The organism is Nocardioides sp. NPDC092400, assembly GCF_040684155.1.
GTDB lineage: Bacteria > Actinomycetota > Actinomycetes > Propionibacteriales > Nocardioidaceae > Nocardioides.
Window position 1 is genome coordinate 319,198 of sequence record NZ_JBFBFJ010000003.1, and the last position, 12,390, is coordinate 331,587.

The 12,390-nt window shown below is 73.1% G+C and carries 9 protein-coding genes and 1 pseudogene; 6 read left to right on the forward strand and 4 right to left on the reverse strand.

Going from position 1 to position 12,390, the window contains the following annotated elements:
• From AB0N29_RS13280 to AB0N29_RS13295, 4 genes and pseudogenes are all read left to right on the forward strand, one after another.
• Positions 1-1,516 (forward strand): annotated as a pseudogene (locus tag AB0N29_RS13280) (methylmalonyl-CoA mutase family protein); the annotation flags it as partial.
• Positions 1,516-2,511 (forward strand): methylmalonyl Co-A mutase-associated GTPase MeaB, encoded by a 996-nt coding sequence (meaB, locus tag AB0N29_RS13285; protein WP_302267908.1) that lies wholly within the window; start codon positions 1,516-1,518, stop codon positions 2,509-2,511. The pseudogene AB0N29_RS13280 and the gene meaB, both read left to right, overlap by 1 nt.
• A 99-nt stretch (positions 2,512-2,610) precedes the next feature.
• A complete protein-coding gene (locus AB0N29_RS13290) occupies positions 2,611-3,687 on the forward strand; it encodes a ScyD/ScyE family protein (RefSeq protein WP_364867343.1) in 1,077 nt (358 codons plus the stop codon).
• Between the two features lie 96 nt (positions 3,688-3,783).
• Entirely contained in the window at positions 3,784-4,974 is a 1,191-nt protein-coding gene (locus AB0N29_RS13295; protein WP_302267905.1) for an amidohydrolase, read from the forward strand.
• 43 nt (positions 4,975-5,017) lie between these two features.
• Here AB0N29_RS13295 and AB0N29_RS13300 read toward each other — a convergent pair whose 3' ends face one another.
• The 4 genes from AB0N29_RS13300 to AB0N29_RS13315 form a co-directional block, all read right to left on the reverse strand.
• On the reverse strand, positions 5,018-6,310 hold the full coding sequence (locus AB0N29_RS13300; RefSeq protein WP_364867346.1) for an ABC transporter permease: 1,293 nt from the start codon (positions 6,308-6,310) through the stop codon (positions 5,018-5,020).
• Positions 6,307-7,593, reverse strand: coding sequence for an ABC transporter permease (locus AB0N29_RS13305; RefSeq protein WP_302267903.1), 1,287 nt, complete (start codon positions 7,591-7,593; stop codon positions 6,307-6,309). Before AB0N29_RS13305 ends, AB0N29_RS13300 begins: the two co-directional genes overlap by 4 nt.
• The gene (locus tag AB0N29_RS13310; protein WP_302267902.1) at positions 7,590-9,104 is read right to left on the reverse strand and encodes an ABC transporter ATP-binding protein; all 1,515 of its coding nucleotides are present in this window, start codon (positions 9,102-9,104) and stop codon (positions 7,590-7,592) included. Before AB0N29_RS13310 ends, AB0N29_RS13305 begins: the two co-directional genes overlap by 4 nt.
• Before the next feature lie 125 nt (positions 9,105-9,229).
• Positions 9,230-10,312, reverse strand: a complete 1,083-nt coding sequence (locus AB0N29_RS13315) for a BMP family ABC transporter substrate-binding protein (protein ID WP_302267901.1) — start codon at positions 10,310-10,312, stop codon at positions 9,230-9,232.
• A gap of 208 nt (positions 10,313-10,520) precedes the next feature.
• Here AB0N29_RS13315 and AB0N29_RS13320 point away from each other — a divergent pair, with 208 nt between their 5' ends.
• The gene (locus tag AB0N29_RS13320) at positions 10,521-10,976 is read left to right on the forward strand and encodes a cytidine deaminase (protein ID WP_302267900.1); all 456 of its coding nucleotides are present in this window, start codon (positions 10,521-10,523) and stop codon (positions 10,974-10,976) included.
• Between the two features lie 93 nt (positions 10,977-11,069).
• Positions 11,070-12,356 carry a thymidine phosphorylase gene (locus AB0N29_RS13325; protein ID WP_302267899.1) on the forward strand — a complete coding sequence of 429 codons (1,287 nt, stop codon included), beginning with the start codon at positions 11,070-11,072 and terminating at the stop codon, positions 12,354-12,356.
• Positions 12,357-12,390 lie beyond the last annotated feature (34 nt).

Consider the following 12,390-nt stretch of genomic DNA (forward strand, 5'->3'; position numbering starts at 1 on the left):
CTTCACCAGCCAGCGGATGCCGCGGTTCAACTCGATCTCGATCTCCGGCTACCACATGCAGGAGGCCGGGGCGACCGCCGACCTCGAGCTCGCCTACCCCCTGGCCGACGGCGTGGAGTACATCCGCGCCGGCCTGGAGAGCGGGCTGACCATCGACACGTTCGCGCCCCGCCTGAGCTTCTTCTGGGCGATCGGCATGAACTTCTACATGGAGGTCGCCAAGATGCGCGCCGCCCGCGCGCTCTGGGCGCGCCTGGTGCGCCAGTTCGACCCGCAGAACCCCAAGTCGCTGAGCCTGCGCACGCACTCCCAGACCTCCGGCTGGTCGCTGACCGCCCAGGACGTCTTCAACAACGTCCAGCGCACCGCGATCGAGGCGATGGCCGCGACCCAGGGCCACACCCAGTCGCTGCACACCAACGCGCTGGACGAGGCGATCGCGCTGCCGACCGACTTCTCGGCCCGCATCGCGCGCAACACCCAGCTGCTCCTGCAGCAGGAGAGCGGCACCACCGGCACCATCGACCCCTGGGCCGGCTCCTACTACGTCGAGCGGCTGACCCACGACATCGCCGAGCGCGCGTGGGCCCACATCCAGGAGGCCGAGCGGGCCGGTGGCATGGCCAAGGCGATCGAGCAGGGCATCCCGAAGATGCGCATCGAGGAGGCCGCCGCCCGCACCCAGGCGCGGATCGACTCCGGCGCGCAGAAGGTCATCGGCGTCAACACCTACCGGCTCGCCGCCGAGGACAAGCTCGACGTGCTCAAGGTCGACAACGACGACGTCTACCGCCAGCAGGTCGCCAAGCTCGAGCGGCTGCGGGCCGAGCGGAACGACGACGACGTGCGACGCGCGCTCGAGGCGCTCACCGGCAGCGCCGAGCGCGGCGCCGGCCAGGGCCTCGACGGGAACCTGCTCGCGCTGGCCGTGGACGCGGCTCGCGCCAAGGCGACCGTCGGTGAGATCTCCGACGCCCTGGAGAAGGTCTACGGCCGGCACCAGGCCGTGATCCGTACGATCTCCGGCGTGTACCGCGACACCGCAGGCGAGGGCGACGGGACCCTGGTCCAGCAGGTCCTCGACGCGACGGCGGAGTTCGAGGAGGCCGAGGGGCGCCGCCCGCGCATCCTGGTGGCCAAGATGGGCCAGGACGGCCACGACCGCGGCCAGAAGGTCATCGTCTCGGCCTTCGCCGACATGGGCTTCGACGTCGACGTGGGGCCGCTGTTCTCCACGCCCGAGGAGGTCGCGCAGCAGGCGGTCGACGCCGACGTCCACATCGTCGGGGTCAGCTCGCTCGCCGCGGGCCACCTCACGCTCCTGCCGGCGCTGCGCGACGCGCTCGCCGAGCAGGGGAGGCCGGACATCATGGTGGTGATCGGCGGCGTGATCCCGCCCGACGACGTGCCGACGCTGACCGAGATGGGGGCGGCCGCGGTGTTCCTGCCCGGCACCGTCATCGCGGAGTCCGCGCTCGACCTGCTGGCCCGGTTGCGCGAGCAGCTCGGTCACTGATGCCGCCGGACGTTCCCACGCTCGTCGAGGGGATCCGGTCCGGCAGGCGGGCCGCGGTCTCCCAGGCGATCACGCTGGTGGAGTCCTCGCGTCCCCAGCACCGGGCGCTGGCCCGCGAGCTGCTGACCGAGCTGGCCGAGGACTCCGGGGGCCGCGACGTCGTCCGGGTCGGGATCTCCGGGGTGCCCGGCGTCGGGAAGTCGACGTTCATCGAGTCGCTGGGGACCCGGCTGACCGCGGCCGGGCACCGGGTCGGCGTGCTGGCGGTCGACCCGTCCTCGGTGCGCACCGGCGGGTCGGTGCTCGGCGACAAGACCCGGATGGGCCGGCTCGCCTCCGACGCGCACGCGTTCATCCGGCCCTCGCCCAGCGCGGGCACCCTCGGCGGCGTCGCCCGCGCCACGGTCCAGGCGATGGCGGTCCTCGAGGCGGCGTCGTACGACGTGGTGCTGGTGGAGACGGTCGGCGTGGGCCAGTCCGAGGTCACGGTCGCGGGGATGGTCGACACGTTCCTCTTCCTGACCCTGGCCCGCACCGGCGACCAGCTGCAGGGGATCAAGAAGGGCATCCTGGAGATCGCGGACGTCATCGCGGTCAACAAGGCCGACGGCGACCGCGAGGGCGAGGCCCGCGTGGCCGCCCGCGACCTCGCCGGCGCGCTGCGGATGGTCCGTGGCATGGAGGAGTGGGCGCCGCCGGTCGTCACCTGCTCGGGACTGACCGACGTCGGCGTCGACGACCTGTGGGACCGCGTGCTGGCGCACCGCGACCACCTCGGCGCCGAGGGCCTGGCCCGCAAGCGCGCCGAGCAGCAGCTCGACTTCACCTGGGCGATGGTCCGCGACGAGCTCGACCAGCGGCTGCGCCACTCGCCGGCCGTGCGGGCCGTGCGCGACGAGATCCGCGCCGCGGTGCTCACCGGGGAGCTGCCCGCCACCGTGGCGGCCGACCGGATCCTCGCGGCGTACGACGAGGGGCGCACCACCCGGGAATGACCCGGACGGGTCCCCCGAAGATGGGACATCTGACTCATGCGCCCGGGACACGGGGCTGCCCAGGATCGTGGCTCCAGTCACCGTCCTTGGAGGATCCCCATGTTGCGTCCCACCTCCGCCGTGGTCTCGACCGCGGCGCTCGCGCTGGTCGTCCCGGCGCTCGGCGCCACCGCCGCCGGCGCCCCTGCCGCCGCCCCCGCCGGGGGCGGCCAGGTCGTGGCCAGCAAGCTGGTCAGCCCGCTCAGCCTGGCCGTGAAGCCCAACGGCACCGCCTACGTCGCCCAGAACTTCGCCGGCGTCCTGACGAAGGTCAGGAAGGGCGAGAAGCCCGTCGTCGTCGCCAAGGCGCGGAAGGGCCGTGAGATCGGCGCCGTCGACGTCACCCGCGGCGTCGTCACCTATGCCGTCTCCTGGGGCGAGAACGAGGGCGGCATCGTCCGCCAGGTCCGCAACGGCAGGGCGCGGACCATCGGCAACATCGCCGCCGCGGAGCGCGCGACCAATCCCGACGGCGGCACGACCTACGGCTTCACCGACCTGCCGGAGGGCTGCGAGGTGCCGCCGTTCCTCCAGGCCTACGACGGCATCGTCGAGACCCACCCCTACGCCACCGCCGTCGACGGGGGCACGGTGTACGTCGCCGACGCCGGCGCGAACGCGGTGTTCCGGATCGCCGGTGGCCGGGTGACCCCCGTGGCCGCCCTGCCTCCGGTCGAGGTGACCGTCCCGGCCGAGGCCGCCGCCGCGCTGGAGCTGCCCGACTGCGTGGTGGGGGAGACGGTCGCGCTCGAGGGTGTGCCGACCGACGTCGAGGTCGGCCCCGACGGGGACCTCTACGTCACCAGCCTCCCGGGCGGGCCCGAGGACGGCAGCCTCGGCGCCAACGGCTCGGTGCTCCGCATCGACCCGGCGACCGGCGAGGTCACGACGGTCGCGACCGGCTTCCTCAGCACGACCGGCGTGGCCGTGGCGGGGAACGGCGACGTCTACGTCGGGGAGCTGTTCACCGGACGGATCTCCAGGGTCCCGGCCGGCACCAGCACCCCGCAGCCGCTGCGCACCCAGAAGATGCCTGCGGCGCTCGAGCTGCAGGGCCGCTGGCTGTGGGCGACGACCAACGTGCTGGGCGCCGAGGGTGCGCCGCCCAACGGCAAGGTGATGCGCTTCCCGCGCTGACCCGCGGCGCTGCCCCAGCGCTGCCCACCCGCGCGGGTCCCGGCCGGTGGCCGGGGCCCGCGCGGTCATCACGAGGGGACTAACCTGGGAGGTCTGATGACCAGGGACCCCCGCGTGCACGAGCTGATCCGCGAGGTCGTCGAGAAGCACGAGGCGGACCTCGTCGACCTGCGTCGTGACCTGCACGCCCACCCCGAGCTCTCCTGGCAGGAGAAGCGCACCGGCGACCTGGTCGCCGCGGCGGTCGAGAGGGCCGGCTGGCGGGTCACCCGGATGCCGCGGTCCGGCCTGGTCGCCGACCTGGGGGAGCGGGGCCCGGTCGCGGCGATCCGCGCGGACATGGACGCCCTCCCGGTCCACGACGTCACCGACGACCCGTGGCGCAGCACCGTCCCGGACGTGGCCCACGCCTGCGGCCACGACGTGCACACCGCCGCCGCGGTCGGCGCCGCGCTCGGCCTGGGCCGGCTCCACGACGAGGGGCTGCTCGACGGCCGCGTGCGGCTGGTGTTCCAGCCCGCCGAGGAGGTCATGCCCGGCGGGGCCGTGCACCTGATGAGCCTCGGCGTCCTCGACGACGTCGAGCGGATCTTCGCCCTGCACTGCGACCCCGGCGTCGACGTCGGCCAGGTCGGCCTCCGGCTCGGCCCGCTGACCAGCGCCGCCGACCGGGTGGAGGTGCGCCTCGAGGGCCGCGGCGGCCACACCAGCCGCCCGCACCTGACCGGCGACCTGACCTTCGCCCTGGCCAAGGTGACCACCGAGCTGCCGGCGGTGCTCAGCCGCCGGATGGACCCGCGGGCCGGCGTCTCGGTCGTCTGGGGCATGGTCCGCGCCGGCGCCGCACCCAACGTCATCCCCGACGTCGGCGTGGTCGCGGGCACGGTCCGCATCCTCGACGCGGTCGCCTGGGCCGACTGCGAGCGGATCGTGCGCGAGGTCGTGCACGAGCTCGTGGCGCCGTACGGCGTGACGGCGGTGGTCGACTACCAGCGCGGCGTGCCGCCGGTCGTCAACGAGCCGGTCTCGAACCGGCTGCTCGCGCGCTCGGTGCACGCCGTCCTCGGCGACGGCGGCCAGGTGGCCGCCCCGCAGAGCCTCGGTGGCGAGGACTTCGGCTGGTACCTCGACCAGGTGCCGGGCGCGATGATGCGCCTGGGGACGCGGACGCCGGGTGGGCCGACGTACGACCTGCACCAGGGCGACCTGCGGGTCGACGAGCGCGCCATCGCCATCGGCGCCCGGGTGCTCGCCGGAGCAGCAGCCGCGGCCGCCCGCGACGCCTGAGGCGCCGGGACGACCGCGGCCGGGGTGCTGCGGGGGAGGGCGGTCAGCCCTTGCGGTACGGCACGCCGGAGGCAGCCGGTGCCCGGGACTGCCCGACCAGGCCGGCGACGGCGAAGACCGTCACGACGTAGGGCAGCATCAGCATGAACTCGCTCGGCACCGGGGAGCCGATGACCGAGAGCACGCCCTGCAGGTTGGAGGCGAACCCGAAGAGCAGCGCCGCGAGCGTGGCGCGGATGGGGTCCCACTTGCCGAAGATGACCGCAGCGAGCGCGATGTAGCCCGCGCCGCCGGTCATCTCGCGGTTGAACTGCGAGACCGACACCAGCGTGTAGAACGCACCGCCCGCGCCGGCGATCGCGCCCGCGACGAGGACCGTGCGGTAGCGGGTCCGGATGACGTTGATGCCGACGGTGTCCGCGGCCTTGGGGTGCTCGCCGACCGCGCGCACGCGCAGGCCCCACTTGGTGCGGTAGAGCGCCCAGGTGACCAGGGCGACCGCGACGTAGAGCAGGTAGACCAGCGCCGACTGGCGGAACAGGATCGGCCCGATCACCGGGATGTCGCCGAGCACCGGCACGGTCACCGGGCCGAGCCGCGGCGGCGCGTTGAGGTCGGCGGCGTTGGGCGCCAGGACCTGGGAGAACATGAAGCTGGTCAGGCCGACGATCAGCACGTTGAGCACGACGCCGACGATGACCTGGTCGACGAAGTAGCTGATCGCGAAGACGCCCAGGATGAGCGCCACCAGCGCACCGGCGGCCATCGCGCCGAGCACGCCGACCCACGCGGAGCCGGCGACCGAGCCGATCAGCGCGGCCGCGAACGCCCCGGCGAGCAGCTGGCCGTCGATCGCGATGTTGACCACGCCGACCCGCTCGCCGAGCACGCCGCCGAGGGCGCCGAAGACGAGGGGGACGGCGAGGGCGAGCCCGCCCGCGAGCAGGCCGACGACCGGCAGGGTCGCACCGGCGGCGGCCCAGGCCAGGAACCCGACCATGGCGATGACGCCGAAGACGGCCACCAGCCACAGCGGGGTGCGGGCGCGGGCCAGGTAGCGGCGCACCGACTCCGCGGTGCACAGCGCCAGGAGCGCGACGGCGACCCAGGCGGTCGCCACCGCCGGGACGGTGAGGTCGGGGATCTGGGCGAAGTCGTTGCGGGTGGCGATCCGGAAGGTCGTGTCACCGCTTTGGGAGCCCAGCGCGACGGCGGCCGCGAGGGCGACGGTGACGACGGCCAGGATGACCGGGGTCTTCTTGCTGACGACCGCGATGACCGGCGGCTCGTCGGAGACCGGCGCCGGGTTGGTCGTGGTCGGGGCGGACGTGCTCACGCGGCCTCCTTGGCGGGCAGGCGGAACATCGCGCGCACGAGCGGCGGGGCAGCGATGAACAGCACGATGAGGGACTGGATGACCAGGACGATGTCGACGGGGATGCCCTCGGAGGCCTGCATCGAGAAGCCGCCGGCCTTGAAGGCGCCGAAGAGCAGGCCGGCACCGAGGATGCCGAGCGGGTGGGACCGGCCGAGCAGCGCGACGGTGATGGCGTCGAAGCCGATGCCGGCGTCGAGGTCGGTGGTCACGCCGCTGGTGGTCGTGCCGAGGGTCTGGTTGGCCCCGGCGAGGCCGACGAGGGCGCCGGCGATGAGCATCGCGACGACGTAGGTGCGGCCGACGTCGATGCCCGCGGTCCGGGCGGCGCTGGGGTTGACCCCGACGGCGCGGAAGCGGAAGCCGAGCGCGGAGCGGCTCAGCAGCCACCACACGACCGCGACCGCGACCAGCGCGAGCACGAAGCCCAGGTGCAGGTTGAACCGGTCGCCCAGCAGCGCGGGCATCGTGGCGCTCTCCGGCGTGGGCAGCGACTTGGGGTTGATCGACCCGGGCGCCTGCAGCAGGCTCTGGCGCGAGAGCGCGTAGAAGACCAGGTAGAACGCGACGTAGTTGAGCATGATCGTCACGATCACCTCGTGCGCGCCGGTGCGGGCCTTGAGCAGGCCGGCCAGGCCGGCCCACAGCGCGCCGGCGGCCATGCCGACGAGGATCGCGAGCGGCAGGTGCAGGATGCCGGGGAGGTCGGCGTTGATCGCCACCCAGCCGGCCGCCGCGCCCGCGAGCAGCATCTGCCCGCGGCCACCGATGTTGAACAGGCCGGCACGGAACGCCAGGCCGACGCCGAGGCCGGCCGCGATCAGCGGGCCGGCGAACTTCAGGGTCTCGGTCAGCGGGCGGATCTGCGTGGCGAGGTCCGCGCCGCGGGAGTTGTAGACCGAGCCGCGGAACAGCGCGCCGTACGCCCCGGAGATCGCGTCCCACGAGGCCTGGAAGAAGTCGCTGGGCCGCGAGCCGATGTAGCCCGCGGTCTCCCGGACGGCCTCGTCGGTGACGAGGATCAGGATCGACCCCACGACGACGGCGAGGAAGATCGACAGGACCGCCACCAGGGCGTTGCCGGTCGTGATCGCGCGGGCGGTGTCGTACCAGCGGCTGTTGCCGCTCGGTCCGTCCCCGTCGGCCGACGCGGGTGAGGTCTCCACGCCGGTGGTCGCGGCGGGGGAGGGGGCGGGGATCCCCTGGGTGTGCGCGCCGGTGGACGGCTCCTCGGGGTGGGTCATGCGACGGCTCCTGCGGGTCGTTCTCCGGTCATCATCAGGCCCAGCACCGCACGGGGGGTGTCGGCCGGCACGATCCCGACGACCTGGCCCCGGTAGAGGACCATGATCCGGTCGGCCAGCGCGACGACCTCGTCGAGCTCCGTGGAGACGACGAGCACGGGGACCCCGGAGTCGCGGGTGGCGATGATCTGCTGGTGGATGAACTCGATCGAGCCGACGTCCACGCCGCGGGTGGGCTGCGCGGCCACGAGCAGGCGCAGGTCGCGGGAGAGCTCGCGCGCGACGACCACCTTCTGCTGGTTGCCACCCGAGAGGTTGCCGGCGGCGGTGTGGATGCCCGGCGCGCGGACGTCGTACTCCTGCAGCTTCTCGCGGGCGAACTCCTCCAGCTTGCCCAGCTGGAGGGAGCCGCCGCGGACGAAGGGTGCACCGAAGCTGCGGTCGAGCATGAGGTTCTCGGCGATGCTGAAGGTGCCGACCAGGCCGTCGACCTGGCGGTCCTCGGGCACGAACCCGACGCCGGCGTCGAGCACCTGGCGCACCGTGCGCCCGCGCAGCTCGCGGCCGTCGAGGGTGATCGACCCGGTCACGTGGTCCTGCAGCCCGAGCAGCGCCTCGGTGAGCTCGGTCTGGCCGTTGCCCTGGACGCCGGCGACGCCGAGCACCTCTCCGGCGCGGACCTCGAAGCTGATGCCGGCCACGTGCACCAGGCCGGTGGCGTCGGCGACGGTGAGGTCGCGGACGACGAGCGCCTCGCCGCCGAGGGTGGGCTCGTCCTTGCGGACGGTCAGCTCCACCGGGCGGCCGACCATCATCGCGGCGAGCTCGGGGTTCGTGGCGGTGGGCTCGGCCTCGCCGACGACGCGGCCGCGGCGGATGACGGTGATCCGGTCGGCGACCTCGCGGACCTCGCGGAGCTTGTGGGTGATGAAGACGACCGCCGTGCCGCTGGCGCGGAGCTGGCGCATGATCTCCATCAGCTCGTCGGTCTCCTGCGGGGTGAGCACCGCGGTGGGCTCGTCGAACACGAGGACCTTGGCGTCGCGGGAGAGGACCTTGATGATCTCGACGCGCTGCTGCACGCCGACGGGCAGGTCACCCACCACGGCGTCGGGGTCGACGTGGAAGCCGAACCGGTCGGAGATCTCGCGCACGCGGGCGCGGGCGGCGTCGAGGTCGAGGGAGCCGCCGAAGCCGGTCTCCTCGTTGCCGAGCATGACGTTCTCGGCCACCGTGAAGACCGGGACCAGCATGAAGTGCTGGTGCACCATGCCGATGCCGGCGGCGATCGCGTCACCGGGGCCGCCGAAGTGCTGGACCTCGCCGTCGAGGACGATCTCGCCCTCCTCGGCCTGGTAGAGGCCGTAGAGCACGTTCATCAGCGTCGACTTGCCGGCGCCGTTCTCGCCGAGCAGGCAGTGGATCTCACCGCCGGCGACGGTCAGGGATATCCGGTCGTTGGCGACCAGGGAGCCGAAGCGCTTCGTCACGTCGCGCAGCTCGAGTTGCATGGGTCAGTCCTCGCGGCACAGGGGTGGGTGGCGGCAGGGCCGGACGACGCGGTCGGCGTCGCGGCACCTGCACGGTACGGCAGAGGGAGGCCGACCGGCGTGGTCGACCTCCCTCTGCGCGGGTGTCACTGGTTGAGGTAGCTCTTGACCTCGATGGAGCCGTCGATGATGCCGGCCTTCACCTGCTCCAGCTCGTCGGTCAGGGTGTCGGACACCTTGTCCTCGAAGTTGTGGAACGGGGCGAGGCTGACGCCGTCGTTCTCCAGGGTGCCGACGTAGTTCTCGGCGTCGAAGTTGTCCTCGGAGGCGGCCATGATCGTCTCGTAGGCCGAGATGTCCATGCCCTTCTGGATCGAGGTCAGGATGACGTCCTGGGTGGCGGGGTCGGTCTCGAACTGGTCGGCGTCCACGCCGACCATCGCGACGTCGCGGCCGGAGTCGGCGATCGCGGTGAGCGCGCCCTGGTAGATCGGGCCGCCGACCGGGAGGATCACGTCGACGTCCTGGTCGAGGAGCTGCTTGGCGGTGTTGGTCGCCTTCTCGTTGGCCTCGAAGCCGCCGGTGAAGGAGCCGTTCTTGCCGTCCCAGCCGACGACCTTGACGTCCTTGCCCTTCTCCTGGTTGTAGTACTCCACGCCCTGGCGGAAGCCGTCCATGAAGATGGTGACGGTCGGGAACGGCTGGCCGCCGAAGGTCCCGACGACGCCGGTCTTGCTGTAGTCCGCGGCCGCGTAGCCGGCGAGGAACGCCGCCTGGGCGGTGTCGTACAGCAGGGGCTTGATGTTCTCGGCGTCCTTGGTGCCGTCGAAGTCGTTGTCCGCCGCGTCGTCGATGAGCGCGTAGTGCAGCTCGGGGTTCGCGGTGGCCGACTCGACGGTGGCCGCGGAGAGCGCGAAGCCGACGGAGACGATGATGTCGCAGCCCTCGGCGACCAGGCTCTCCATGTTCGGGCCGTAGTCGTTCTCGCTGTTGGACTCGACGGCCTTCGGCTCGACGCCGATCTCCTCAGCCGCCTTGACGACGCCCTCGTAGCTGAGCTGGTTGAAGGACTTGTCGTCGAAGCCACCCGCGTCGGAGACGATGCAGGGGAGGAAGTCGCTCGCCTCGCTGCCGCCGCCGTTGCTGCTCTCCTCCGGCGCGTCGCCGCAGGCCACCAGCATCGTGGATGCCGCGAGCACGGCGATGCCGCCCATCACGGACTTCCTCATCTTGTTCAACGTCTTTCCTCCAGGTCCCAGCCCCCGCTCGTCCGGGGGCGCCACGCGGCACCGTAACCGCTGGTGCCCGGCGGGGAGGGTGCTTCGCAAGGCGAGGGTTCGAACAGTTACCGAGTTGGAACCTGGCGGCCGCTCCCGGCGGCCGGCGGGGGTGCGTGGTCCACTGGGCCCTCGGAGACGGAGGACCCACGGAGGACACATGGCAGACCAGCACCAGCTCGCGGGCCAGCTCGAGGGCCAGCTCGCCGAGGGCGAGGACGTCGCCCTCTGGGCAGGGCTCCGCAGCGCCGCCGTGGAGGCGATGCGCCGGGCGTACGCGCCGTACTCGCACTACCCGGTGGGGGCGGCGGCGCTCGTCGACGACGGGCGCGTGGTGACCGGCTGCAACGTGGAGAACGCCGGGTACGGCGTGACCCTGTGCGCGGAGTGCGGCCTGGTCTCCCAGCTGGTCGTCACCGGCGGTGGCCGGCTGACCCACTTCGTGTGCGTGAACGGCGAGGAGTCGGTGATCATGCCGTGCGGCCGCTGCCGCCAGCTGCTCTTCGAGCACGGCGGGCGCCGGCTGCGCCTGTGGACGGTCTCGGGGCTCAAGGGGATGGACGAGGTGCTGCCCGACGCGTTCGGGCCCGAGGACCTCGACGAGGTCACGCACTGACCCGTCGCCGGCCGGGTGGGTCACGGGGTGGGTCGCCGGGTGGGTCACCGCGCGGGTTACCGAGCGGTGCCGGGGCGGTCGTAGGGTCGCGGCATGCCTGAGCACGACGCCGTCGAGGTCATCTCCGCCAAGCGCGACCGCCACGAGCTGTCCGACAGCCAGATCGACTGGGTCGTCGACGCCTACACCCGCGGCGCGGTCGCGGACGAGCAGATGTCGTCGCTGGCGATGGCGATCCTCCTCAACGGCATGAGCCAGCGGGAGATCGCGCGGTGGACCGGCGCGATGATCGCCTCGGGGGAGCGGATGGACTTCTCCTCGCTCTCGCGCCCGACCGCCGACAAGCACTCCACCGGCGGCGTCGGCGACAAGATCACCCTCCCGCTCGCCCCGCTGGTCGCCGCGTGCGGCGTCGCGGTCCCGCAGCTCTCCGGCCGCGGCCTGGGCCACACCGGCGGCACGCTGGACAAGCTCGAGGCGATCCCCGGGTGGCGCGCGGCGCTGTCGAACGAGGAGATGATGGCGCAGCTCGAGTCGATCGGCGCGGTCATCTGCGCCGCCGGCGCGGGCCTGGCCCCGGCGGACAAGAAGCTCTACGCGCTGCGCGACGTCACCGGCACCGTCGAGGCGATCCCGCTGATCGCCTCCTCGATCATGAGCAAGAAGATCGCCGAGGGCACCGGGGCGCTCGTGCTCGACGTCAAGGTGGGCTCCGGGGCGTTCATGAAGGACGTCGACCGCGCCCGCGAGCTCGCGCGGACGATGGTCGCGCTCGGCACGGACGCCGGTGTCCGCACCGTCGCGCTGCTGACCGACATGGCGACCCCGCTGGGCTTCACCGCCGGCAACGCGATCGAGGTCGCGGAGTCCGTCGAGGTGCTCGCCGGCGGCGGCCCCGCCGACGTGGTCGAGCTGACCCTGGCGCTGGCCCGCGAGATGCTCGCCGGCGCCGGCGTGACCGACGTCGACCCCGCCGACAAGCTGGCCGACGGCTCGGCGATGGACGCCTGGAAGGCGATGGTCCGCGCCCAGGACGGCGACCCCGACGCCGCGCTGCCCGTCGCCCGTGAGAAGCACGTCGTCGCCGCGCCCTCGACCGGCGTGCTCACCCGGCTCGACGCCATGTCGGTCGGCCTCGCCGCCTGGCGCCTGGGCGCGGGCCGCGCCCGCAAGGAGGACCCGGTGCAGGCCGGTGCCGGCGTCGTCTGGCACGCCCGCCCCGGGGACGCCGTGACGGAGGGCGAGCCGCTGTTCACGCTGCTCAGCGACGACGAGCACCGCTTCGAGCGGGCCCTCGCCTCGCTCGAGGGCGGGTACGACGTGGCCCCCGCCGACACCGGCTTCACCCCCCAGCCGCTGATCATCGACCGCATCGGCTGAGCGCTCGTGCCGCGGGCGGGGCAGGTGGCGGGGC